The organism is Acinetobacter sp. 1542444 (assembly GCF_000581835.1).
GTDB classification, from domain to species: domain Bacteria; phylum Pseudomonadota; class Gammaproteobacteria; order Pseudomonadales; family Moraxellaceae; genus Acinetobacter; species Acinetobacter pittii.
Genome location: NZ_JEYA01000004.1, coordinates 375796 through 401909 on the forward strand (window position 1 = coordinate 375796; position 26114 = coordinate 401909).

Consider the following 26114-nt stretch of genomic DNA (forward strand, 5'->3'; position numbering starts at 1 on the left):
TTTTTAATAAGAGAACAATATGCTTCAGCTACAGTCAAAATTGGCCACTCAAGGCGTGACTATTTTTAGTACCATGACGGCACTGGCACATCGTCTAGGTGCACTCAACCTGTCACAAGGCTTTCCAGATTTTCCGGCGCCACAAGCCTTACTTGAAGCCTTATCTCAAGCGACTTTAGCTGGGCATAATCAGTACCCGCCTGGCGATGGTATTCTCGGTTTACGGGAGCAACTCGCTTTACAGTTTCAGCAACGTGATCAAATTCAACTTGATCCTGTTACTCAAATCACGATTACGCCCGGCGCAACCATTGCAATTTTTTGTGCCATACAAGCCTGCATCAATGCTGGCGATGAAGTCATTATTTTTGACCCAAGTTATGATAGCTATGGCCCTTCTGTTCAGCTAGCAGGTGGTAAAGCAGTACATATCGCATTGCAAGCACCTGACTTTAAGGTGAACTGGCAACAAGTTAAAGATCTGATCAATGACAAAACCCGTATGATTGTGGTGAATACGCCGCATAATCCAACTGGTACGATTTGGGCAAAACAAGACTGGTTAGAACTCATTGAACTGATTCAAGATAAAAATATTTTGGTTTTATCCGATGAGGTCTATGAACACTTAGTTTTTGATGGTCAACAACATTTTAGCGCATTGCATTTTCCAGAGCTCAGAGAGCGTAGTTTTGTGATTGGTTCTTTTGGAAAAACCTTTCATGTGACGGGATGGAAAACGGGTTACTGCATCGCTTCACCTGAGCTAATGCGTTTATTCCGCCAGATTTATCAATATGCGAATTTCTGTGGCACGACTCCTTGTCAGATTGCCCTAGCGCAATATATGGAGCAACATCCGGAACATATTCAAGAGCTTTCGCAGTTTTACCAAACGAAAAGAGATCGATTTAATCAGGCAATTCATAATAGCCGTTTTTTACTTAAACCTTCTCAAGGTACTTATTTCCAAAACCTCGATTACAGTCAAATTCGTTCCGACTTAAACGATGTAGAAATGTGCCAGTTTCTTGCCGAGCAACATAAGATTGTGGCTATTCCAGTTTCGGTTTTCTATCAGCAAGCGCCTGAGTCTTTACGCTTGATTCGATTCTGCTTTGCTAAAAATGATGACACTTTGCAAAAAGCAGGAGAAATTTTAAATCAATGTTAATAAATTTAGCCACTTAGCGCTGTAAAAATACTACAAGTCATTCGCTCCAACTATGCTAAGTTGAATATCCGCCCAGCTCAACAAAGAGATGGGCGATGGAGAACACATGCCACCAAGACAGTCCTTAATTCAACAGCAAAATCTATGGAAAACATTTTTTGTTTTCTTGCTACCTTTGATTGCTACCAATATTTTGCAGAACTTGTCAGGAACTATTAACACCATCTTTGTTGGTCAAATGATGGGAGTTGATGCGATTGCTGCCGTCTCGGTTTTTTTCCCTATTTTGTTTTTGCTCCTCGCTTTTATTATAGGGATTTCAACGGGTACTACTGTTTTAGTAGGGCAAGCATGGGGCGCGCAAAATATAGAAAAAGTCCAAAGTGTGGTTGGTTCTACCCTGTTTATGACCATCATTGGTGGAATTATTACCGCGATTATCGGTGTGTTTTTCGCCCATGATATTTTGGAGCTTTTAGGTACAGATCCAAAGGTCATGCATCTTTCTTTGCCTTATGTGCAATGGATGCTGGCAGGTAGTCCACTTCTGTTCGTCTATATTATCTATACCTCAATTTTACGTGGTGTGGGAGACAGTACGACCCCTTTACTGGCCCTTGCTTTAACAAGTGTAATTGGTTTGGTGATTACCCCAATATTACTTAAAGGTTATTTTGGCTTGCCTGCTCTTGGGATTATTGCTCCAGCAATCGCAACGATCACGGGTTATGTGGCTATTTTGATTTTTCTAGCGATTTACCTAAATAAGAAAAATCATCCACTTCGCCCAAATCGTCAACTTCTGCAACATATCCGTCATAATCCAGAACTAAGCAAAATCATTTTACGCTTAGGCGTCCCAACTGGTATTCAAATGATTACGACCTCAATGGCGGGTTTAGTTATTGTTGGGTTGGTTAACCATTATGGTTCACATGCTACAGCAGCGTATGGTGCAGTGAATCAGGTGCTCAACTATATTCAGTTTCCAGCAATTTCGATCTCCATCGCAGCCTCAATTTTTGCAGCGCAAGCGATTGGTGCGGGTAAATCAGATCTATTAGCGCGAGTAACCCGTACGGCTCTGGGAATGAACTTTTTATTTACAGGTGCCTTAATTGCGCTTGGTTATCTATTTTCAAAATATTTAATGGCTTTGTTTATTACTGACCCAACTGTGGTGGTATTAGGTCAACAGCTTTTATTTATTGTACTTTGGGCGATTTTATTCTTTGGCGCAGGTGCCATTTTTGCCTCTATCATGCGTGCGAGCGGCACCGTGACTGTTCCAATGCTGATTAATATCTCTGCCATTTTATTTATTGAAATTCCATGCGCTTACTGGTTTAGCTCAATGTGGGGACTTAAAGGCATTTGGGTTGCCTATGCCTTGGCATTTGTGAGTTTATGTATTATTCAAGGCTTGTATTATCAATTTATCTGGAAGAAAAAGACGATCAAAGTTCTTATTTAGAACCATCCAAGCCACATAAAAAAAGCCATCATTTGATGGCTTTTTTTAATTTAAATCTTATTTCATCCATTTAGTCACAACAGTTGAAGCGCGTTGATATCCTGTTGGGAACAAACGCTGCAATGCATCAAGAAATTTTGCATCACTACCAATCAATAAACGGCGTTTATTTTTCAAAACAGCATCCAAGATTTGACGAGCCGCTTCTTCTGGTGGAGTACGTAGGAACTTATCAAAGTTTTGAATCGATTTAGCTGGGTCCATACCTAAAGTACTCAAGCTATCACTCATTTTTGCAGCTTTAGCAATATTGGTGCGAATTCCCCCTGGATGTACGCACAAAGAACTCACGCCACTTTTTTCAATATCTAACTCTTGGCGTAACGATTCGGTAAAGCCGCGTACAGCAAATTTAGTTGCATTATAGCCAGATTGGGTTGGTTGAGCAGTCAGACCAAATAAGCTCGAGATGTTAATAATGTGCCCATCTTGAGTTTGCTTAATGAACGGTAAAAATTCTTTAGTCCCGTATACGACACCCCAGAAGTTAATCCCAACAATCCACTCTAAATCTTCGTAGGTTGCGCCTTCAACAGTCGAACCTAACGCAACGCCAGCATTGTTAAAAATCAGGTTAACAGAGCCGTGATCTTGCACAGTTTCTTGCGCCCACTGCTTTACTGCTTCACGGTCAGACACATCAAGCTTTTTAGTGGTAACAGTAATATTGCTGTATGGCTTTAAAAGCTCGACAGTTTGTTGTAATCCTTTTTCATTAATATCACTCAACGAAAGATGGCAGCCCTGTTTTGCCAAAAGAATTGCTAACTGTTGCCCAATGCCAGAACCCGCGCCCGTAATTGCAGCGACTTTGTTTTTAAAATTTTTCATTGTCCATCCTTTGTTTTTCGATTTGCACAACCGGTTCATTGCATGTGCACTTTAGACACCTTCAATATAATTTTGACAATACACATTGTCAATATAGTACACTGTAATTTCAGATAGAATGGCACAATTCTGCTGAGGGCTTTATCATAGTGAGCATATTTGGCCAAAACCTATAAATTAGGAAACCATTCTTTAGGAAACAATTTATTTATGGCGACTAACGACTCAACCAGTAAAAAGAAAACAAAAAGTGTGAGTAAAGAACGTCAGTTCAAAGGGTTATCTCTATCTGAACGTAAAGAGGCACGCCGCGAAAAACTGATTGAAGCGGGTATTGCAACCTATGGAACCCTTGGTTTTTTTTCAGTGACGGTAAAAGATGTCTGCCAAGAGGCAAAACTCACCGAACGTTATTTTTATGAATCATTTAAGAAGAGTGAAGATTTATTTCAAACTATCTTTTTAAAAATGATTGAAGAATTACAGCAAAATCTGATGCAAGCCGTGATTAAAGCTGCACCCGATCCAGAAAAAATGGTTGATGCAGGTTTAAGAGCACTGCTGACCACCTTAAAAGATGATCCTAGATTAGCTCGTATTGTCTATGTCGATGCAGTCTTGGTACAAGAATTACATAATCAAGCCACCATTCAAGAAACACTTGCGCAATTTGATCGCATGATTCAAGCCTTCGTTATGCTGACCATGCCGCAAATTCAACACCACGAAAATGAGCTCTCTTTAATCGCAACGGGTTTAAATGGATATGTCACTCAAATTGCGATTCGATGGGTGATGGGAGGGTTTGAGCAGTCGCTTGAGCAGGTTTTAACTGCATGCCGTATCGTTTTCTTATCTTTATTAGCGCAAGTTTCAAAATAATATTAAAGTTTTTTGACAACTAAAATGTGAAAAAATAGCTAAGCAATTAAGGTGATAACCTATTGAATGATTTTAGAAAGTTTGAAGTTGAGATGTCATAATTTGGTCATACCTTTGCCTTAGTTTTGTCACAAATTATTGCTAAATTCAATTTTATAGACTTTTCTGCAATGAAATTGTCATAATTAATCTTTGTAATAAGCCTGTCATAACTACAAAACGGTTCACCGTTAAATCTATAGGATATTGCGTTGTGAAAGATGACTATATTTTAATTGTCGATGATGAGCTTCCTATTCGTGAAATGATCCATACTTCTTTGGACATGGCAGGCTTTCAGTGTTTACAGGCAGAAGATGCCAAACAGGCTCATCAAATTATCGTCGACCAACGTCCGGCGCTTATCTTGCTTGATTGGATGTTACCTGGAGGCGTAAGTGGTGTCGATTTATGTCGCCGCTTAAAACGCGATGAGAACCTAGCAGAAATTCCAGTGATTATGCTGACCGCTCGCGGAGAAGAAGACCATAAAGTACAAGGTCTTGATGCGGGTGCAGATGATTACATGACGAAGCCTTTCTCAACACGTGAACTGGTTTCACGTATTAAGGCAGTTCTGCGCCGTGCCAATGCATTAAGTGGTGAAAAAACAATTGATGCCAATGGTTTAATTCTTGATCCTGTAAGCCAACGTGTTAGCTTTGGCAACAGCATTTTAGATATGGGCCCAACTGAATATCGCTTACTTGCATTTTTTATGACCCATCCAGAACGTGCATATACGCGTGCCCAGTTGCTCGATCAGGTATGGGGCGGTAATGTATATATTGAAGACCGCACTATCGATGTGCATATCCGTCGTTTGCGTAAAGTGTTAGAACCTTTTGGTGTTGACCGATTTGTTCAGACTGTACGTGGAACTGGCTACCGTTTCTCAACACGTGCAGATTTAGCCGCAGGTTAACCAAGATTTATGTATGAACCCTACCCCGTCCCTGAACAGGTACGTGAACAAAAGCTTTCTCGCTACAGTAGTTTATGGACGTTTGCCAAACAAGATTTACGGCTTTTATTATTTTTTCTAATTATTGCCGGTTTAGTCGGTTTCGGTATTGGGTATTTCTGGAGCTGTATTTTTATCGCCTTCGTGGTGTTTTTTACACTCCAGTTGCGTTCTTTATATCTGGTCAATGACTGGATTGCCAATAAACCTTATGACGTTCCTCCAAACCTTAACGGGATTTGGGGGGCATTATTATTTAATGTTTACCGTGCCCAGCGCCAAGAACGAATTGTTCAGGCTGAAATGGTCGGTTTAATTGACCGGGCTCAGTCTTCATTAGTTGCTCTTGCTGAAGCGGTTGTACTCATTGATGACCAACATCAAATCGAGTGGTGGAACCCTGCTGCCGAACGTTTGTTAGGAATCAGTCCTCTCGACCGTGGCCGCAACTTATTAACCATTTTACGTCAGCCTACTTTTATTGAATATTTTAACAATATTGATCAGGCACCTGATGGAATTAAGCTTCACTCAAATTTTGATGATGACCGTTATGTGCAGGTTAAACTCACAAGATTTGGTGGAGAAAGTCGTTTATTGGTGGCTTACGATGTGACTCGTATGCACAACCTTGAGCAAATGCGTAAAGACTTTGTCGATAATATTTCGCATGAACTTCGTACGCCATTAACCGTGCTCAGTGGTTATATTGAAACATTTACCGACCAAGAAGATATTAGCCCACGCTGGAAACGAGCCTTTGATCAAATGCAGTCACAAACCAAGCGTATGAATGCTTTGGTCAATGATTTACTGCTATTATCGAATTTAGAAAATAACAAGAAAATCGCAAAAAACCAGATTATTGAAATGCCGAGTTTAATGAATCAACTGTTTGATGATGCTCAGGCCTATAATGCCGATTATGGACACACGCTCAATTTACATATTGATAGCCACTGCGACCTGATTGGTTCCGACATGGAAATTGCCAGCGCGTTTAGTAACTTAATTACCAATGCCATCAAGTACACGCCAAAAGGCGGAACCATTACCATTGGTTGGCATGATGATGGTGAACATGCTTACTTTAGTGTGCAAGACACGGGCATTGGAATTAATCCTAAACATTTGCCACGACTGACCGAACGCTTTTATCGTGTGGATAGCGACCGTAGTCGTCAAACAGGTGGTACAGGTTTAGGCTTGGCGATTGTAAAACATGTGCTGATGCAACACGGCGCTTATTTAGATGTACAGTCTAAAGAAAACGAAGGATCAACATTTACCGCAGTTTTTCCAAAAGAAAGACTCTATAACATGACCTAAATTTGCCCCTCCCACATTTAAAAAGCCGACTCATGAAAAGTCGGCTTTTTTGTAGCATTTAAACCAATTTACTTAGAATTCGAGCAATACGATTTTGTCTGATTTTTCTCTATGACATTTAAAAAGTGAGTGGCAAAAGTATTACTTTGACGCAGTGCATCACGGTGATCGCCACCATCAATCGTTTGATAAATAGTTGGTTTTTTTAATTTACATAGCTGTTGGTAATAAGCAGATGTCCCTCTAGGGTCGACTAAATGATCTTTAGAGCCTTGAACAATCATTAATGGCACGGTCGGCACCATATTTTCAATGGACTGCTTTTTAAGATAAGCCAAAAGAGGTTTTAAGTCTGCGTTAGGGCGAAATATGCTAGAAGGAGACTTCTTCAAATCAGATTGAAGTTCAGATAAACAGCGACTACGTGCTTGAGTTAGCACCATGTTCATTTCTGGACTGACTAGGTTTTCAGGAACAATGCTTGGTTCTGCTGCTTGTACTCCCAATAACACAATTGGGAAAAAAGCAGCCACACTAGGTTCTGGGTTCGGATTAGTTTTCACATATTCTGCAATGCCTTCATATTGATAGCCGCCTGGCGCAAGAGCGATTGCGCCTTTTAAATCTAGTTCGGGAGCATCTTTTTGACCATAGGCAGACACCGCAATTGCCGCAGCCCCGCCTTGACTATGCCCCATTACCAACCATTGTTTATTGAAATCTTTTGGCTTAAGCATATGTAATGCACGCACTGCATCAACCACTGTATGCAGTTGGCTCTTTGCATTCATATAGGGATGTGCGCCTAATGTACCTAAACCTTGATAATCAGGTGCGACTACTGCATAGCCACGTGCAAGCCAACCATCTAAAGCTTTGGAAGCAACTTCTTGATATGAGTGAACTGGCCCACCCACATAGTCGCCCGAAGGTGCACAAGTATCAGCAACTCCAGTCGTACCATGCGCCCAAGCAAGTATCGGCCAGCCATTTTTGGGTGGCGTTCCTTTTGGTAATAAAATAAAAGCCGATGCAACAATAGGTTCGCCCTGAATACCTCGACTACGATAATTGACCAACAAACGCTGATCTGCATGAGGAAACAAATCCGTCACAGCTTGCTGTTCTAGCGACAATATTGAACCCGGTTTTTCGCTCACAATTTGCTTACCCAAATCTGTAATTGGAGCAGCCATAGCAGAACCAGATGCCAAACAAATACTGCTAAATAAAATTTTTAAAAAAGAATTACTTTTTCTAATCAAGGGATTACTCCTCTATTATTTAAATTACATCTAATTAAATAATTAATTTATAAAATATAAATTACCATAGAATCTTCTATATTTATATTCAACTCAAAATAATTTACATTTATATAGTCTCTTAAAATCTCATTAAATATATTTTAAAGAATATATATTATAAATATCGTTGCAAAAATTAATCCAATTTTAATAATAAAAAATATATGCTGATATTTTCTTAATTACGATAGCGATTAAAATGCCAAAACAAAAATTTATACCCTACCTGATTTTTCTTATTCTCGGTTCTCTATCTATCCATAGTTTTGCAGATGTACAAGTATATGGTCCGGGTGGGCCAGCACCCGCTATGAAAGAAGCCGCCAAACAATTCACCAATAAGACAGGGATAGCAGTTCATGTGACTTCTGGTCCTACTACTCAATGGTCTGAAAAGGCGAAACTAGATGCAGATGTTATCTATAGTGGTTCCGAAGCCATGATGTCTGATTTCGAAAATACATTTTCTGAGCAAATTATAAAAGACTCGATAGAACCTTTATATTTACGCCCCGCAGCCATTTTAGTACGCAAAGGAAATCCTAAAAATATTAAAGGATTTAAAGACCTCGCTAAATCTGGTGTTAAGGTTTTAGTTACACATGGTGCAGGTCAAGTCGGTATGTGGGAAGATATTGCTGGCAGAACCGGAAATATTCAATTAACTAAAGCTTTTCGAAAGAATATTGTCACCTATGCAGCCAACACAGGTATTGCCAAGAAAAACTGGGAAGAAAATAGCAGCTATGATGCTTGGTTAGTCTTTAATATTTGGGGAGTTAGTAACCCAGATGTTGGACAAATTATTCCTATCGAACCAGAGCTAGTTGTCTATCGTGATACAGGTGTTGCCTTAACCAAACATAGTTTAAAAGATGCCGAGGCTAAACGTTTTGTAGAGTTCTTATCGTCTCAGCAAGGTAATACTATTTTCAAAAAATATGGTTGGACTAAATAATTAAAAAGGGAGCCAAGCTCCCTTTTATTTTTTAAAATTATTCACTCTAGTTCACCTAGAATATATTCGTTTCAAATTAAATATACGCCTACAGCATATAAACTTCCCAGCATTAGACAAAAAGCTGAGCTGACATACCAAAATAAATCACTATTACCAACAAATTTTGACTTTAACCATGGAAAAGCAAAACCACGGATAAGAAACACTGTTGCAACAAGCGACAAAATAATTTTGGTAAAAGGTAATACCTGTATTCCCCTTGCTGCAAAGAAGGCATACATAGAACATACAGTTAGAATTAAGCCCACAGTTATAGCTGTAAAATTAGGATACCAATGCCCTCTTTCGGCCATCTGGACAATACTTTTACCAGCCCCTAAAAACCGAAAACCATTTGCTCCCCAGAACACACAAACAAAATGAAGTAATGCAGCACAGAATGTTAATAGTGCAGCAAGATATAGTAGAATGTTTGGAAGTGATTGCATTAGATTTTATACTAATAAATATGTGTGATATTTATTATACTTAATTATAAATTATATAATACTTATAAATAGTTAAAATAAGATTAACTTGGTATTTAATATTTTAAATACCAAGCTCAGATCATCTCAATTATTTACTTTCAAATTCTTTAAAATCAGCTTTTCTAATTTTTGCATGAATACCTTTGGTTTTATCTACTACTTGTGAAACTTCAAAATCAGTCGCGGTACTTAAATAGGCGTACGCTGTCGCTTCATCAATACCGTATTCTTGGTTTAAGAAACGAATGGCTTCACGTGTAGATTTCTTCATCGCTTCATCAAGATCTTCATCAAGTCCCGGTGTAATCCAAAACTCAGTATTTTCAGCTAAAGGTTGTTTTAGCTCTTTTCCCGGTATTTTGTCCTTACCTGCTTTGAGTAAGGTAAATTTCAGTGTGGCGCGGGCTGAAGCTTCTAGTGCCGTTAATGCCACCTCTCCATCCCCTTGCGCGAAATGACTATCACCCGTATAGAATAATGCACCTTTAACCTGAACAGGATAATACGCAGTTGAACCTGCACCTAGTTCATTAATATCAATATTTCCGCCATACATTGCAGGTGGTACAGAGTGAACAGGCTCAGACGTATTGGCTGCTACCCCCATAATTCCCATAAAAGGATAGAGCGGAAAACGTATTGATTTACCAGATTCTGTTTTTAATACACCTTCGTATTCACCTTTAGCATTTTTTTCGATTGGGGTGAAAATCGATACATTTCCATAACGTTCAGGATGCTCAGCCGATGCATTTTCTTGCTTGGCTTTTTTAGGAAACTCCCCTACTAAAGCTCCCTTACCATGTCGATTTGAAATCACACCGTAAGGAACACGCGGCTCAACTTTAAGTACCTCAACTTTCAAAATATCACCGGGCTGTGCGCCTTCAATTGCAACAGGGCCTGTCACAATATGCGGCCCATCTTTATGAAAATCATGCTTTAAATTTGACTGCGTAATTGTTTTTGCATCTTCCAATATTTGATTAGAATTTACCCCCTTCGATTTGAAGAACTTTTCAGCATTACGCCCTTGGTCTTCAAGCAAACCTTCATGAGAAACCGTATCAAATGTTACGACACTACCCGACGGAACAGTAAGCACGGGTTTAGCATCTCGATTTGGTAAATAGCCCCATGTAATGGTATTTAAAGTAGATGGAACATAATAATTACCTTTATATTCCCCATTTTGAAGTTGAGTAGGTTGTTTTGAAATTTGATTTAAAACTTTAAAATCATTGGCATGGGTGAGTGAAATACAAAGTACAGATAAAACCGAAGCTGTCAGGCGTTTAACTTTTAACATGATTTCAGAACCTAAAAAATATGAAAGTTACAGTAAAGTCCTGAACAAGTAGCAAGCATTGTGCCAAGGCTAAAGTTGTGTAATATCTAAAAAGCGTTTCTTGCTTATAAAAAAATAAATAATTTTTTGAATTTAATTACTTATCTTCAAATAAAATTAAAACCTCGACTTAAGTCTAACTTAAGTATTTCATTCTATTTTTATTTATTAATTTTTAACATATTAATATTTTGCTCTCTTCAGATACATATTTATAGACTAGCTTATATAACGTACTTATTTAGATCACTTAATAATAATTATATTTCTATATAATATAAATCCAAACATAATTATATATTTTACTTTTATATAATTTAAATCAAAAAAAAACCCTGAATAATTAAAGTCAGGGTTTACTTGTTTTTAGGGAGCTATATAACGGACTAAACGGTATGTCCCATGCGCTCGCCCATTACAACTACAGACTCAGCTTTAAAACGTTGTTCCCATTCGATCTTATCTTTTTCAAATAAAATAACAGCTGTAGAACCTAAATAAAAACGTCCAAGCTCAGCACCTTTCTCTAGCTTTAACTGATGATGTTGTAATTCGATACGGCCTGAAGGTTTTACCTTGCCTGTTGCCACAGTTTCAATACCAGCAACAATCATCGCACCTACTAGAACAACAGCCATACGGCCAAGTTCAGTATCAAACAAACACACCATACGTTCATTACGAGCAAATAATCCAGGTACATTTTCAGCAGTGACCTGATTTACTGAAAATAGCTCGCCTGGCACATATAACGTTTCTGTTAATGTCCCTGCAAACGGCATATGAACACGATGGTAATCACGCGGTGATAAATAAACTGTCGCGAACTCACCGTCTTGGAATGGTTGAGCAAGTTGTGGATCGCCAATGAGTTTATCTACAGAGAAACTTTGACCTTTTGCTTGAAAGACTTCACCTGCAGTAATTTTACCAATTTGAGAAATTGCGCCGTCCGCTGGTGACACAATACTATCTGCATTTTCGTCAACGAGACGTACACCTTCTTTTAATGCACGGGTAAAAAAGTCATTAAAAGATCTATATTTCAGTGCATTGCCTTGTTCAGCAATCGATAAATCAATCCCATATTTAGCTTTAAACGCATGAATAACAGCGTTTTTCACAACTGGATTTTCACTCGCAGCAACTTTACCTACCACACGGCTCAATTGATGCTGTGGTACAAGGTTTTGTGCCTTAATAAATAATTCTTTTTTTAATCGAGATGTGAAACTCACGACGGTGATTCTCCAGTAATAATAGGACTATCGAGGCGATTGCCCCATTCACTCCACGCACCATCATAGGCTTTTGCTTCCCAGCCCAAGAGTTTAGCCAGAATATAGGCCAAACCGGAACGGTGATGTGACTGGCAGTACACAACTACAGGTTGTTGTAAATCGAACCCAAGTTGTTCAAGGCGCTGCCGCGTGCGTTCAAGCGGATGCAATTTTAGATGATTTTGACGATTAAGTGCAGTACTCCATTCAAAATGGAGGGCATTTGGAATGTGACCGCCGCGTCGCGCTGCTAAACGGACACCACTATATTCATCACTCGTCCGGCAATCCCACAGTTGCACACTTTCTTGCTCAACTTGTTTGCGTAGCTCTTCATAGTTCACACGGAACTGAGCGGCATGTGATAAATCAATTTGAATTAAGTCTGTAACAGGAGAAACTTTTTCGACTTCTGCTGTAGTGGGTAAGCCTGCACCTAACCATGCATGGATACCCCCGTTAATTAAACTGGTACGGGTAAATCCTAGACAATGCAAATTCCAGATTAAACGCCCAGCCCATGCCCCACCTTCATCGTCATAAACCACAACATGATGATTAGGTGAAATATTCAATTTTTCAATCAGTGCTTGTAAACCCGCTTCATCCGGCAAAACACCAGTTGCTTCTTCATGCTGAGCCACTAACCATTTAGGCTGTAAATGAATGGCATGTGGAATATGGAGTTGTTCATAAACCGATGCACGGCTCAAATCTATAATGCGAATATATTCATTGCCTAAATAAGGCACTAATTCTTCTGCTTCTATTAATAAATCGAGTTTAAAATCAGGGAGTGTCATCGTCATGGTTTCTTTTTATACCAGCTTATTTTCAATCTTAGCATAAGCATATATCTAACAAACTCTGATTTTCTGCTACGCTTTAGCAGAAAATCAGATATCAGCATTCTCACTTTTAAAAATAAAAAATAGCGAGACTACTTTTTACTTAAACCACTTCTTCAAGTTCTTCGATTTCAAAAACCTGACGTAAATAGGCCAAGAAAGTATCATTGTCAGTCATGGTTTTACCCGGACTATCAGAGATCTTCGCAACTGACTGACCATTACATTCAACCAGTTTCAGCACAATATTTAGCGGCTTTTGCCCCATATCGTTGGTTAGGTTAGTACCAATACCGAAACTCACCTGAAAACGATCTTTAAAGTATTGATGCAATTCCCATGCCTTTGGCAAATTAAGGCCATCGCTAAAGGTCAGCATTTTGGTTTTGGTATCAATTTTTAATTTACGATAGTGCGCATAAGCCTTATCACCCCATTCATACGGGTCGCCACTGTCATGACGTAAACCATCAAATAGTTTGGCAAAATACAGGTCAAAATCACGTAAGAAAGCGTCCATTCCTACCACATCAGTTAGGGCAATTCCTAAATCTCCACGGTACTCTTGTACCCACGTTTCTAAAGCAGCTTTTTGGAAATCACGCAAACGTACATCAAGTGCCTGAAACGCTTGTAGAAATTCATGTGCCATGGTCCCGATCGGTGTAATGTTAAGCTCTTTAGCCAGCAACACATTACTTGTACCCCGGAACACATTTGGTACAGTTTTATGAAATGCCGCTACGACATGTTTTTGCCAAGCAAAGCTATAACGACGACGTGTACCAAAATCAGAAACTAAAAACGGTGGATCGTTTGGCTGTTGAGATTTTTCATATTGCTGAATCAAATCGAGTTTTGCTTGTAAACGGCGTTCGCCTTCGGCCCAAACTTGATCTGTTTTGATACGGCTAAAATACAACTCGTTTACAATGGCTAGGACAAAAATCTCGAACATCATCGCCTGAACCATCGGTCCTTCAATATGAATATCTAATCGGCCTTCTGCATCAATACTAGCCTGAATAAAACGACGTTTGAGTTGGAATAATTCTAAGTAATCGACAAAGTCGCTTTTAATAAATCGTAATTTTCTTAAATATTGTAGCTCGTCTTCTTTATATTTGAGATTACATAAATGGTCGAGTTGCTCGTTTAAGTCATCCAAAATATCCACTAATGGATAGACTGTATCTTCTAAGTTTCTGCAACGAAAATGATAGACACTATGTGTTTGCGGGAATTTATGCAGAACCACTTGTAGCATCGTAAATTTGTACAAGTCTGTATCTAGTAAAGAATGGATAATTGGAGACATAGTCAATGATTATTCGCTTGCTTCTTAGCATTAAAGCATATTTTTACGGATGAATTACGAGGTTTTATACCATTGTTGCAGTTCCATGAAATTTCCTTTTAAAAATCATTTAATTTAAATTCTGCTAAACTACGTTAATTCAATTAATTATAGAAATTTGCTTTAACTATGCGCGCTTTAATACAACGAGTTCTTGAAGCCAAAGTGGTTGTAGACGGTGAAACTACAGGCGAAATCCAACACGGCCTACTGGTGTTTTTAGGCATTGGCAGAGATGATACTTTGGCTATTGGCCAAAAGCTTATTGATAAAATTTTGAAATATCGAATTTTTGATGATGAACAAGGCAAAATGGGCTGGAACGTGTCTCAAGCAAATGGTGGAATCTTGCTTGTGTCACAATTTACCTTGATGGCACAAACACAAAAAGGTCTGCGTCCAGACTTTGGCCCAGCAATGCCACCTAGCGACGCAAAAGCGTTATACGAACAATTGGTTGAATATGCGCATTCTCAATTTGAAAAAGTTCAAACTGGAATTTTTGCAGCCGATATGAAAGTTCATTTGATTAATGATGGTCCAGTGACATTCAATCTAGAAGTCGAAGCATAGACATAAAAAAACTCCCAAAATGGGAGTTTTTTTATGTCTGGATATTAACGTCCAGTTTTCTCTTTAATAAAAGCACGTGCCTGACGTACTTTATCTTTTACTGGTTTTGGTAACTTAGGCGGAATGAGCTTAGCAACTTGGTTGAACCATACCAACAGGCTAAAGTCACCTTCCATTTTAATGCTGCCGTCTTGCATACCCGTCATAAATGCTGTTGGGTCACCTTTGATCAAAGTTTTTACACCTTGCTCACTGTCTGCAAATTGCAAAATAAAATCAGCCTTTTCAGGTGCGCCTGCAACGGTATCAATCTGACCATTATTAATAATGATCTGACGTGCAACACCTAAATCTGTACCGATCTGAATACGGAATGCGCGGTCATGAATCAGTTCAATAAACTTAGGGCTAGTACGCGCCAACTGCTTCATACGCAGCACTAAACCTGCTACCAACAAATCTAATGGGTCTGTACTGACATCAACAAGAGGTAACTTGACTACAGGTATGGAAGAAAGTTTCATGAACATTCACGCCTATTGTATTTTTATGAAAACTTTAGAGCAAAACTTAGCAAGGACATACCATTGCCTGTGTTTTATGCATCAATTGATATTTTTTAGCTGGCAACGCAATCTAGATGAAACGTCAACAGACCCATCTATCGTAGCATAACTGGCTATTTTTTAATAAATGCTTTGTATAATAAAAATCACGTTTCGTAAATGAAAAAGGCATGCTGTGCATACCTTTTTACCGTTAGATAACAATTTAATTATCGGCTAGAACATTGCTGCTGATCATCTTCATATACTGGCGTGTGTTCTATATATTGGCGATTTGCCAATGCCTTTTGTGCTTGTTTATCCTCACGTAACAAAATAAATGTAACCATTACCATCGCTAGACTTAATGCAGTTAAATAACTATATGTGACTGGCATTTCAAAAGTGACTTGAACTCCAAAACGGACCACTTCCAATAGCCCCCAAAAGAACATCCCTGCAAGCATAAAACCAAGCCAACGACGGTAAGGAGAAAAGAAAACAGCAACAAGCGCGACAGCAATTAAGCTGAATCCGGCGATAGCGGCAAAATTCGCTGTTACCATAGAAACCTCCGTCTTAATGAAAACGTCTAAAAACATTCGGTCTTTAATACCCGACCTCATTCCAAAAACAACTTTAATTCATGATTTGTGTTGAAGCTTACGATGCATTATGGATGTTTTTTTTTAGAAAAAAAGACCCGTTTTTTCTTAATGCGACATACTTTGTCGCAACATTCTTTTGTCATTACATTTTTGTAAAATTCAAAAAGTTCGATTCCCTATATGGCATCAATTCTGGCGTGTCATTACAAAAAAATATGCCGTTTTTAAGGACCAAAATAAGTTTTTTTCAGATTTTTTTATTGCCTTTTTTCTGTGCAAAATTTTGTCATAACTTGCTTGTTTTTATGACTATTCTGCATAAAAAAAGCGCTACTCTGAAGTAGCGCTTAAAGCTTATCCATATAGGTTAAGCACGATTTAAATCTTTATCATGCATACCGAGTAAATAAAGCACACCATCTAAACCAACACTTGAAATCGCTTGATTTGCGTTTTGGCGTACTAATGGTTTTGCACGATAAGCGACGCCTAAACCTGCAATCGCAAGCATCGGTAAATCATTTGCACCATCGCCTACTGCCATCGCTTGCTCTAGAGAAATCCCCATCTTATTTGCAAGTTCGCGTAATAACTCAGCTTTACGGGCACCATCTACAATCGCACCTTTCACTTCGCCTGTTACGAAGCCGTCTTGCACATCTAAAATGTTAGCGTGAACTTCATCAATACCGAGTTTGCCTTGTAAATATTCAGCAAAATACTGGAATCCACCAGATAAAATTGCCGTTTTATAACCAAGTGCCTTTAAGGTCGAGATAAGACGTTCTGCACCTTCGGTAATGGTTAAACGCTCTGCAATTTTAGGTAAAACAGCAGCATCAAGTCCTTTCAATAATGCAACACGTGCACGGAAACTTTGCTGGAAATCAAGCTCACCTTGCATTGCTCTTTCAGTAATTTCAGCAACTTGTGCGCCTACCCCTGCTTCAATCGCTAACTCATCAATCACTTCTTGTTCAATTAATGTTGAGTCCATATCGAAACACACCAAACGACGGTTACGGCGATAAGCGTTGTCTTCTTGAACAGCAACATCAATATTTAATTCGCTTGAAAGAAGTAAACAAGCAGCACGCATGGCTTGTGCATCTAAAGTTGGGCCGCTGCTTAAACCAAACTGTACACAGGCACGACGTGGGAATGCGCTATCTCTTTCGAAGTCTACACGACCTGATAAACGGGTTACTGTTTCGATGTTAAAGCCTTGGCTAGACACAATTTTTGTAACTGCTTGTAAGTGTGCAGCAGTGAGTTCTGGGGCTAAAGCCGTGACGATATAACGAGTACGGCCGCCTTCACTTACCCATTGATCGTATTCTGCGCCCGTGATTGGTTTAAAGCGCACTGTTAAGCCAATATCATGTGCTAAAATCAAAATCTCTTTCATTGCCAATGCGGTCGCAGTTTCATTATTAGAAGCGACCACAATGCCTAATGTAAGTTGATTATGAATAACAGCCTGACCTACATCCAGTATTTGCAATGAATGTACGGATAGTACTTGCATTAATCGGGTAAACTGGTTTGGTTGGTCCGGTCCTAAAAAGGATATAAGAATGATTTCTCGCATGAATTGACTCTAGTCTGAGTGACAACTATTGTAAGAATCATAATCGAATTTCAATATAATTGCCTTGGAAGTTTAACTTGATTGCGCCTAGACAAGGGCTATTTGCTAGCCTACTGATCGTTAGTTTTGCATTGCATACCTTTTTATTGGTCATTGCAACGACACACCAGCTTAATGAAAACCGTGCGAGTCAAGGTCAGCTCATGACCAGTCAGCTCGTTGCAGACAGCTTATCTGAGCTTGAACCTGCTAATACGGTGTCTTTAGCTCTGATTGCCAATCGCTATGCGACCAATCCAAGTGTTGCGTCTATTCGCATTCTTGATGCGAACAAACAGGTTCTAGCAACGAGCGGAATTTCAAAAACCCGCCAAGGCGAAATTTTTGCTCGTGATGCCCTTCAAAATGAAAAGAAAGTCGGATCTATCGAAGTTACGCTAATTCAGCCAAGTATCGGAGAAATTCTTCGTACTCAATGGCTTGCAATTTTAGCTTCTCTGTTTTTGCATGTTTTATTATGGCTTGCCTATCGTGCGATTGCTCGTCCAACCCGTAGCGAATATTTGGCACGTATTAATGAAGAAAACCGCTTAAAGCATGAAATTCAGCAGTTAACTCAAGCATTGGCTCTAGAAAAACAAAATACGGTAACCTTGGTTGCACAAGCTCAGCAACAAGCTAAAGCGAAACCAGCAGCTCGCCAACAAGCCGAAAAAACTTCAGATTCAGCTGACCAACATACGTTGGCACTCAATATTCAGTTTTATGACCCTAAACAGTTATTAAGCAGTGTTAACCAATCGGTATCTGTTCCTTATTTCAAACTCTGCCAGCTCTTTTTAAACAAGAGTATTGAGTTATGCGTTAAGCATTACCAATTGAAACTCACAGATATTGAAGTAGTAGATGAGTTTAATGCCGAAGGCGCGACACTTGCGATTTCAACTTCTCATACGCATGCCGTAGAATGTCTGCTTATGATTGGAACCGTATTCCAACTACTTTCAGATGTTTTATATAAACGTTACCGTGAAGATAAACGCTTTGCGCTGCAAACTCGTAGTGCAACATGTAATGCTGTAGAAGCTATGCAAATCGATGCAAAAGAAGCTGCTCAACGTTTAGCACAACATCTTCACGCTAAAGAGTCTGCTTTATATCTCGAAAATGAACAGCTCAAAGCAATTCAAGACAGCTACCAACTTGTTGCAATGCCAAACCCAAGCAATGTGATGACACGTCACGCATTTATGATCAATGGTATGAATGCAGAATGTGCTGAACTTGCTCAAAATATCCGGACTGAAATTTTAATGGGGAAAAAATCAATCCCACAAAATGATAGTCCAAGTAGTGCAGCTTCATAAAAAGTAACTACGCGCATCAGAACCTAGCCTTTTGGCTAGGTTTTTTTTATTTAAATTCATGGCTTTTATTTAAAACCACTCCATTTTCTTATGATTTATTTGTATAAATAAATCTCGATCTATTCTTAAGTGTCACAAATTTGGATAAATCAGAATCATAGGCAAAATTCTCTAAACAGCGTAAACTATGCAAAATTTATTAAATAGAAATTGTCTTACGACAAAAAAAGGTGAAAGCGAATGCCGCTGAGTCGTGTTGAAGATCTTGTCGCCGATATTCGTGCAGGCAAAATGGTTATCTTGATGGATGACGAAGATCGCGAAAACGAAGGTGATCTTGTCATTGCAGCAACGCATGTTCGTCCTGAAGATATTAACTTCATGATTACCCATGCACGTGGTCTAGTTTGCCTAACGCTAAGCCGTGAGCGCTGTAAACAGTTAAACCTTCCATTGATGGTTGACCAAAACGGTGCTCAGCACAGTACAAACTTTACCTTATCAATCGAAGCCGCTGAAGGGATTACCACGGGTATTTCAGCAGCAGAGCGTGCACATACTATTCAAGATGCTGTCGCAGCGCATGCAAAACCAACTGATATCGTACAGCCGGGTCATATTTTCCCGTTAATGGCACAACCAGGCGGTGTTTTACATCGTGCAGGCCATACCGAAGCAGGTTGTGATTTAGCCCGTTTAGCAGGTCTTGAACCAGCTTCTGTCATTTGTGAAATCATCAATGAAGATGGCACAATGGCACGCCGTGCAGATTTAGAAATTTTTGCTGAGAAGCATGGCTTAAAAATTGGTACAATTGCGGACTTGATTCACTACCGCATGACCAATGAGCAAACGGTTGAACGTCTGGATCAAAAAACCATTCAAACAGAATACGGTTCATTTGAACTTTATCGTTATCGTGAGATTGGTAACCCGGACATTCATTTGGCTTTAGTTAAAGGCGAGCCAAAAGAAGGTGTTACAACAGTACGTGTGCATGGTTTTAGTCCAATTCGCGATTTGCTTAAGCTAAATAAAGCTGATGGTGAACCTGCGTGGAACTTAGACCGTGCCCTACAGACGATTGCAGCGAGTGATCGCGGTGTTTTAGTCTGGATCGGACAAGATCATTTGCAAGACTTGGGACCAGCGTTGGATGATTTAAATAAGCCAAAACCGGTGAAATCCAATGCAGCACTTTCACATCAATATCAAACTATTGGTGTCGGTGCTCAAATTTTGCGTGATTTAGGTGTTGAAAAAATGAAGCTTCTTAGCTCACCATTACGTTTCAATGCTTTATCTGGCTTTAATTTAGAAGTAGTGGAATATGTCACTGCTGATCAAATCACAACGAAATAATCGAGGTTGCTATGGCAATTCGCCGTATTGAAGGTTTATTACATCTCGCAAGCGAAGGTCGTTATGCGATTTTAGTGGGTCGTTTCAACAGCTTTGTTGTTGAACACTTATTGGATGGTGCAATCGACACATTAAAACGTCACGGTGTAAATGAAGATAACATTACTGTTATTCATGCTCCTGGCGCATGGGAACTCCCGATTGTTGCTAAAAAATTAGCTACATCAAACCAGTTTGATGCAATCATCGCACTTGGCGCAGTGATTCGTGGTAGCACACCACACTTTGACTTCGTTGCTGGTGAATGTGCAAAAGGTTTAGGTGTAGTCGCGTTAGAAAGCAGCTTGCCTGTCATCAATGGTGTATTAACTACTGATAGCATCGAGCAAGCCATCGAACGCTCAGGTACAAAAGCAGGAAACAAAGGTAGCGAAGCTGCTTTAACTGCAATTGAAATGGTTAATTTATTAAAGGCAATTTAAAGCATGTCTCAAACACTGCAAGCCGCTTATGCAGCAAAACGTAAAGCACGTCGTTTTGCTGTACAAGGTATTTATGAGTGGCAAATGAGTCACAACCCTGTACATGAAATCGAAGCACGTACCCGTGCGGAAAATGCAATGCACAAGGTAGACTTAAACTACTATCACGAACTGTTAACACAAGTGATTGCACAGCACGAAGATCTTGATGCATTACTTATTCCGGTTCTTGACCGTGAACTTAGTGCACTTGATGGTGTAGAGCTCGCAACATTACGCTTGGGTGCTTACGAGTTACGTGATCATTTAGAAGTACCTTATCGTGTCGTTCTAGATGAAGCTATTGAACTCGCTAAACACTTTGGTGGAGCAGATAGCCATAAATACATTAATGGCGTTCTAGATCGTTTAAGTTCAACACTACGTAGTGCTGAAAAACAACAAGCAAACTAATAGGTTTGAAGTTGATATGGCTGAGTTTTCTATTATTGACCAATACTTTAACAGACAATCTTACACAGATGTCACCTTGGGTATTGGAGATGACTCAGCCTTAATTACCCCTCCCGTAAACCAACAATTGGTGATCTGTGCAGATACACTCGTTGCTGGACGTCATTTTCCTCTTGATACTTCTGCCCATGCAATTGGCTGGAAAAGCGTAGCTGTCAATCTTTCAGATATTGCAGCAATGGGGGCAAAACCGCATAGTATTTTACTTGCGCTCAGCCTACCCACAATTGATCATGAATGGCTTGAAGGATTCAGTCAGGGAATTTATGACTGCTGTAATCAATTTGGCATTGCTCTCATTGGTGGAGATACGACCCAAGGCCCTCATCTCACCATTACTGTTACGGCCATGGGCTGGATTGAAAGCGGACAAGCCGTGTTACGTTCAGGTGCCAAAGTCGGTGACTATGTTTGTGTGAGCGGTCAAGTTGGTGATGCAGCTTATGGTTTACAGCACCTAGGTCATCCATTACAAAAAAGACTGGACTACCCGACTCCACGTTGTCAACTTGGACAACAGTTGAAGGGATTAGCATCTAGTATGATTGATATTTCTGATGGATTAGCCCAAGATTTAGGCCATATATTAAAAGCTTCAAAGGTCGGTGCCCGATTACTTTTAGAAAAGTTACCGATTGATTCAACGCTAGAAGAATTACCAGAACAGCAGCGCTGGCAATATGCTTTAGCTGGTGGTGATGATTACGAGTTATGTTTTACAATAACACCGCAAAATTATGAAAAACTTTTGCAAAAACAACTAGACATTAAGATTACAATGATCGGAGAGATCGTTGAGCAAACACAACTAACTTTTGAGCACTTGGGTTCAGATTACCCATTGCAAATTCATGGATACCAACACTTTGCATAAGCCACCGATTCATTTTAAGGACATGTCTTGGTTCAACCGCTGCATCGTTTTCTGTGGAGTTGGTTTCGGATCTGGTCTCGCACCTAAAGCTCCCGGTACTTTTGGCTCTGCCTTTGCCCTACTTTTCGTTCCAATCTGGTTATCGCTTGGCTTTAACTTAAGCTTGATCGCTATCCTCATCATGTCATTGGTGGGAATTTATATTTGTGGTCAAACTGCAAAAGTCCTTGATGTTCATGATGATGGTCGAATTGTTTGGGATGAATTTGCAGGACAATCAATTACTCTTCTGCCTTTAATATTTTTTAATATAATGTCGTTACAATCGGCACTAATTGGTTTTTGCTTATTCCGCCTATTTGATGTTTGGAAACCTTGGCCAATCCGTGTTGCCGACCAGAAAGTTGCTGGTGGTTTCGGGATCATGCTAGACGACATCATTGCAGGGCTTTGGGCGGCACTCTGTATCATCATATTTATTACTTTCTGGGGCGTAACGCCATTTAAGTAGGTTTACTCATGTCAACTACCGTCATTATCCTTGCTGCAGGCAAAGGAACGCGAATGCGTTCACAACTACCTAAAGTATTGCAACCTTTAGCTGGTCGCCCGCTACTAGGACATGTCATTCAAACAGCAAAAAAAATACACGCAGAAAATATTATTACGATTTATGGGCATGGTGGTGACCACGTCAAACAAACTTTTGCACAAGAAAAGATTCAATGGGTTGAACAAGCAGAACAACTAGGTACAGGTCATGCGGTACAAATGACTTTACCCGTACTTCCTAAAGACGGTATTTCATTAATTCTTTATGGTGATGTACCTTTAGTACGTCAAACAACGCTAGAGCAACTTGTTGAAGTTTCAAGTAAAACGGGCATTGGCATGATTACTTTACATGTCGACAATCCAACAGGTTATGGTCGTATCGTTCGTCAAGAAGGTAAGATTCAAGCGATTGTTGAGCATAAAGATGCAACAGAAGCTCAGCGTCAGATTCAAGAAATCAACACAGGTATTTACTGTGTTAGCAACGCAAAACTTCATGAGTGGTTGCCTAAACTTTCAAATGAAAATGCGCAAGGCGAATATTATCTAACTGATATCGTAGCAATGGCTGTTGCAGATGGCCTAGAAATCGCATCTATTCAACCAGAACTCGCTTTCGAAGTTGAAGGCGTCAATGATCGCTTACAACTTGCTGCACTTGAACGTGAGTTCCAGCAACAGCAAGCAAAAGAGCTTATGCAACAAGGCGTAACTTTTGCAGACCCTGCACGCTTTGACTTACGCGGTTCTGTGAAAGTTGGACATGACGTTCGTATTGACGTAAATGTGATTATTGAAGGTGACTGTGAACTGGGCGATTTTGTAGAAATCGGCGCTGGTTGTATTTTAAAGAACACCAAAATTGCAGCCGGAACTAAAGTTCAAGCCTATAGCGTTTTTGATGGTGCAGTTGTAGGCGAAAATGCTCAAATTGGACCATTTGCACGCTTACGCCCAGGCGCGAAATTGGCAAATGAAGTACATATCGGCAACTTTGTTGAAGTTAAAAACACAACGATTGGATTGGGCAGTAAAGCCAACCATTTCACTTATTTAGGTGATGCAGAAATCGGTGCTGAATCGAATATTGGGGCAGGTACGATTACTTGTAATTACGACGGTGCAAATAAACACAAAACCACTATTGGCGATGCCGTTTTTATCGGTTCTAATAGCTCGCTGGTTGCTCCGGTAACCATTGGGAATGGCGCAACAGTTGGTGCGGGTTCTGTGATTACGAAAGATGTAGCCGAACAAAGTCTCTCCTTTGAACGTGCGCAACAAATTTCAAAAGCAAATTATCAACGTCCCCAAAAGGTTAAAAAATAAGAGGATTGAAGTATGTGTGGTATCGTCGGAGGCGTTGCACAGCGTTGTGTAACCGAGATTTTAATTGAAGGTTTAAAACGTCTTGAATACCGCGGTTATGATTCTGCGGGTGTTGCTTTATTGAATAACCAACAAATTTTACGTGAGCGTCGTGTAGGTAAAGTAATCAATCTTGCAGATGCAGTGACTGAACACCAACTTACAGGAGCTATCGGGATCGCACATACCCGTTGGGCAACACACGGTAAACCAACTGAAAATAATGCTCACCCGCATATGTCTGGTAAGGTTGCTGTTGTACATAACGGTATCATTGAAAACTACCAAGAATTAAAAGACGACCTTCAAGCTTTAGGTTATGTTTTTACTTCTCAAACAGATACTGAAGTTGTTGCACACTTAGTTGCTGAAGCTCTAAAAAGCACAGATAGCCTTTTAGATGCTGTTGAAACTGTTGTACCTCAGCTTAAAGGTGCTTACGCGCTAGGTATTATCCATAGCGATTATCCAGATGAACTGATTACTGTACGTGAAGGCTCACCACTCGTGATTGGTGTAGGTATTGGTGAAAATTTTATTAGTTCAGACCAACTTGCACTTTTGCCTGTAACTAACCGCTTTATGTACCTAGAAGAAGGCGATATTGCACGTCTTACACGTACTTCAATTGAAGTATTTGCAAATGGCGAACGCGTTGAGCGTCCAGTACGAGAGCTTGACGCAACTGTAAGTAGTGCATCAAAAGGTGAATACAAGCACTACATGCTCAAAGAAATTTATGAGCAACCAGAAGCAATCAAGCAAACGATTTCTCAAGCGCTTGATGGCAATAGCTTACGTGATGATTTCTTGAAAAATGCTGATGCAGATTTCAACAAAATTCAAAGCGTACAAATCATTGCGTGTGGTACAAGTTACCACTCAGGAATGATTGCGAAATATTGGTTTGAGCAACTAATTGGCGTGCCTTGCCAAGTTGAAATCGCAAGTGAATTCCGCTATCGCACCCCTGTAATTGTTGAAAATACACTTTATATTTGTATTTCACAGTCAGGTGAAACTGCTGATACTTTAGCTGCACTACGTGAAACTCAAAAGCGTGCGAAAGCAAACAATATCGATATTCAGACTTTGACTATCTGTAACGTTGCTACGTCTTCAATGGTTCGTGAAACCGATCATCACTTATTGACGCTTGCTGGTCCTGAGATTGGTGTTGCATCAACTAAAGCGTTCACGACTCAGCTTGCTGCGCTTATGTTGTTAATCTTGAAAATTGGTCAAGTTAAACAACGTATTAGCTCTGCTCTGCTTGAAGAAATTACACGTGAGTTATGGCACAGCCCGAAAGTTATTCTTGATACGCTTAAACATGATCCAGAAATTTTGCGTTTGTCTGAATTATTCGTTGAAAAAAATCACTGCTTATTCTTAGGCCGTGGTACGAATTATCCAATCGCATTAGAAGGCGCATTAAAGCTAAAAGAAATTTCATATATTCATGCAGAAGGCTATGCAGCTGGTGAGTTAAAGCACGGCCCATTAGCACTTGTTGATAATGAAATGCCGATCGTCATTCTTGCTCCAAATGATGAAATGCTTGATAAGCTAAAATCAAATATGGAAGAAGTTCAGGCACGTGGTGGTGAATTATTCGTTTTCGCTGATGAAAATAGCGGAATCAATGAAAAAGACCGTCAACACGTTGTGCATATTCCAGCAGTAAACGAATGGCTAGCTCCAATCGTTTATAGCGTGCCAGTTCAGTTGTTGTCGTATCACGTTGCTGTATTACGTGGTACAGACGTTGACCAGCCACGTAACTTGGCAAAGTCAGTAACTGTAGAGTAATTCAAAAAATATCATTATTAAGGCATCACCTGCTTTAATAATTGATTGATTAAGCCCGATATGTATAACTGCATATCGGG

General features: G+C 39.7%; 26 protein-coding genes. 16 read left to right on the top strand and 10 right to left on the bottom strand.

Going from position 1 to position 26114, the window contains the following annotated elements:
- Positions 1-19: 19 nt before the first annotated feature.
- Complete coding sequence (locus J580_RS16900; protein WP_032005021.1) at positions 20-1174, top strand: pyridoxal phosphate-dependent aminotransferase; 1155 nt, start codon at positions 20-22, stop codon at positions 1172-1174.
- Positions 1175-1280: 106 nt separating this feature from the next.
- Positions 1281-2648: an MATE family efflux transporter gene (locus J580_RS16905; protein WP_032005022.1), complete on the top strand. Its 1368-nt coding sequence runs from the start codon at positions 1281-1283 to the stop codon at positions 2646-2648.
- Positions 2649-2705: 57 nt separating this feature from the next.
- Here the strand turns inward: J580_RS16905 and J580_RS16910 are convergent, their stop codons facing one another.
- Entirely contained in the window at positions 2706-3539 is an 834-nt protein-coding gene (locus J580_RS16910; RefSeq protein WP_002121857.1) for an SDR family NAD(P)-dependent oxidoreductase, read from the bottom strand.
- A gap of 210 nt (positions 3540-3749) precedes the next feature.
- Here J580_RS16910 and J580_RS16915 point away from each other — a divergent pair, with 210 nt between their 5' ends.
- From J580_RS16915 to phoR, 3 genes are all read left to right on the top strand, one after another.
- Positions 3750-4421, top strand: a complete 672-nt coding sequence (locus J580_RS16915; RefSeq protein ID WP_000224580.1) for a TetR/AcrR family transcriptional regulator — start codon at positions 3750-3752, stop codon at positions 4419-4421.
- Between the two features lie 253 nt (positions 4422-4674).
- Positions 4675-5385 carry a phosphate regulon transcriptional regulator PhoB gene (gene phoB / locus J580_RS16920; protein ID WP_000650776.1) on the top strand — a complete coding sequence of 237 codons (711 nt, stop codon included), beginning with the start codon at positions 4675-4677 and terminating at the stop codon, positions 5383-5385.
- Positions 5386-5394: 9 nt separating this feature from the next.
- Entirely contained in the window at positions 5395-6753 is a 1359-nt protein-coding gene (gene phoR / locus J580_RS16925; protein ID WP_002121907.1) for a phosphate regulon sensor histidine kinase PhoR, read from the top strand.
- 68 nt (positions 6754-6821) lie between these two features.
- On the opposite strand, the gene J580_RS16930 is transcribed toward phoR, so the two are convergent.
- Entirely contained in the window at positions 6822-8018 is a 1197-nt protein-coding gene (locus J580_RS16930) for an alpha/beta fold hydrolase (protein ID WP_032005023.1), read from the bottom strand.
- Positions 8019-8259: 241 nt separating this feature from the next.
- Here J580_RS16930 and J580_RS16935 point away from each other — a divergent pair, with 241 nt between their 5' ends.
- Complete coding sequence (locus J580_RS16935) at positions 8260-9018, top strand: AcfC family putative adhesin (RefSeq protein ID WP_032005024.1); 759 nt, start codon at positions 8260-8262, stop codon at positions 9016-9018.
- 71 nt (positions 9019-9089) lie between these two features.
- Here J580_RS16935 and J580_RS16940 read toward each other — a convergent pair whose 3' ends face one another.
- From J580_RS16940 to pncB, 5 genes are all read right to left on the bottom strand, one after another.
- Positions 9090-9509, bottom strand: a complete 420-nt coding sequence (locus J580_RS16940; protein ID WP_032005025.1) for a hypothetical protein — start codon at positions 9507-9509, stop codon at positions 9090-9092.
- Positions 9510-9639: 130 nt separating this feature from the next.
- A complete protein-coding gene (locus J580_RS16945; RefSeq protein WP_032005026.1) occupies positions 9640-10860 on the bottom strand; it encodes an acetamidase/formamidase family protein in 1221 nt (406 codons plus the stop codon).
- Positions 10861-11285: 425 nt separating this feature from the next.
- Complete coding sequence (asd, locus tag J580_RS16950; protein ID WP_032005027.1) at positions 11286-12137, bottom strand: archaetidylserine decarboxylase; 852 nt, start codon at positions 12135-12137, stop codon at positions 11286-11288.
- Positions 12134-12982, bottom strand: a complete 849-nt coding sequence (locus J580_RS16955) for a sulfurtransferase (RefSeq protein WP_032005028.1) — start codon at positions 12980-12982, stop codon at positions 12134-12136. Before J580_RS16955 ends, asd begins: the two co-directional genes overlap by 4 nt.
- A 148-nt stretch (positions 12983-13130) precedes the next feature.
- On the bottom strand, positions 13131-14345 hold the full coding sequence (gene pncB / locus J580_RS16960) for a nicotinate phosphoribosyltransferase (protein WP_005078724.1): 1215 nt from the start codon (positions 14343-14345) through the stop codon (positions 13131-13133).
- 168 nt (positions 14346-14513) lie between these two features.
- Here pncB and dtd point away from each other — a divergent pair, with 168 nt between their 5' ends.
- On the top strand, positions 14514-14957 hold the full coding sequence (gene dtd / locus J580_RS16965) for a D-aminoacyl-tRNA deacylase (protein WP_032005029.1): 444 nt from the start codon (positions 14514-14516) through the stop codon (positions 14955-14957).
- Between the two features lie 44 nt (positions 14958-15001).
- Here dtd and J580_RS16970 read toward each other — a convergent pair whose 3' ends face one another.
- On the bottom strand, positions 15002-15481 hold the full coding sequence (locus J580_RS16970; RefSeq protein ID WP_002119134.1) for a hypothetical protein: 480 nt from the start codon (positions 15479-15481) through the stop codon (positions 15002-15004).
- Between the two features lie 251 nt (positions 15482-15732).
- Positions 15733-16068 carry a ciprofloxacin tolerance protein AciT gene (aciT, locus tag J580_RS16975; protein WP_002119105.1) on the bottom strand — a complete coding sequence of 112 codons (336 nt, stop codon included), beginning with the start codon at positions 16066-16068 and terminating at the stop codon, positions 15733-15735.
- Between the two features lie 113 nt (positions 16069-16181).
- On the opposite strand from aciT, the gene J580_RS23945 reads away from it, so the two are divergent.
- The gene (locus J580_RS23945) at positions 16182-16454 is read left to right on the top strand and encodes a hypothetical protein (protein ID WP_081403691.1); all 273 of its coding nucleotides are present in this window, start codon (positions 16182-16184) and stop codon (positions 16452-16454) included.
- A gap of 23 nt (positions 16455-16477) precedes the next feature.
- Here J580_RS23945 and serB read toward each other — a convergent pair whose 3' ends face one another.
- Positions 16478-17701 carry a phosphoserine phosphatase SerB gene (gene serB, locus J580_RS16980; protein WP_032005030.1) on the bottom strand — a complete coding sequence of 408 codons (1224 nt, stop codon included), beginning with the start codon at positions 17699-17701 and terminating at the stop codon, positions 16478-16480.
- Positions 17702-17760: 59 nt separating this feature from the next.
- Between serB and J580_RS16985 the strand changes: the two genes are divergently transcribed.
- The 8 genes from J580_RS16985 (at position 17761) to glmS (ending at position 26034) form a co-directional block, all read left to right on the top strand.
- Complete coding sequence (locus tag J580_RS16985) at positions 17761-19068, top strand: hypothetical protein (RefSeq protein WP_014207968.1); 1308 nt, start codon at positions 17761-17763, stop codon at positions 19066-19068.
- A gap of 240 nt (positions 19069-19308) precedes the next feature.
- Positions 19309-20430: a bifunctional 3,4-dihydroxy-2-butanone-4-phosphate synthase/GTP cyclohydrolase II gene (ribBA, locus tag J580_RS16990; protein WP_032005032.1), complete on the top strand. Its 1122-nt coding sequence runs from the start codon at positions 19309-19311 to the stop codon at positions 20428-20430.
- Between the two features lie 11 nt (positions 20431-20441).
- The gene (gene ribE, locus J580_RS16995) at positions 20442-20912 is read left to right on the top strand and encodes a 6,7-dimethyl-8-ribityllumazine synthase (RefSeq protein WP_002119264.1); all 471 of its coding nucleotides are present in this window, start codon (positions 20442-20444) and stop codon (positions 20910-20912) included.
- Positions 20913-20915: 3 nt separating this feature from the next.
- A complete protein-coding gene (gene nusB, locus J580_RS17000) occupies positions 20916-21365 on the top strand; it encodes a transcription antitermination factor NusB (protein ID WP_002119137.1) in 450 nt (149 codons plus the stop codon).
- Positions 21366-21381: 16 nt separating this feature from the next.
- A complete protein-coding gene (thiL, locus tag J580_RS17005; RefSeq protein ID WP_032005033.1) occupies positions 21382-22299 on the top strand; it encodes a thiamine-phosphate kinase in 918 nt (305 codons plus the stop codon).
- Positions 22277-22810, top strand: a complete 534-nt coding sequence (locus J580_RS17010; RefSeq protein WP_032005034.1) for a phosphatidylglycerophosphatase A — start codon at positions 22277-22279, stop codon at positions 22808-22810. Before thiL ends, J580_RS17010 begins: the two co-directional genes overlap by 23 nt.
- 8 nt (positions 22811-22818) lie before the next feature.
- On the top strand, positions 22819-24183 hold the full coding sequence (gene glmU / locus J580_RS17015; RefSeq protein WP_032005035.1) for a bifunctional UDP-N-acetylglucosamine diphosphorylase/glucosamine-1-phosphate N-acetyltransferase GlmU: 1365 nt from the start codon (positions 22819-22821) through the stop codon (positions 24181-24183).
- Between the two features lie 12 nt (positions 24184-24195).
- A complete protein-coding gene (gene glmS / locus J580_RS17020; protein ID WP_032005036.1) occupies positions 24196-26034 on the top strand; it encodes a glutamine--fructose-6-phosphate transaminase (isomerizing) in 1839 nt (612 codons plus the stop codon).
- The last annotated feature ends 80 nt before the right edge of the window (positions 26035-26114 follow it).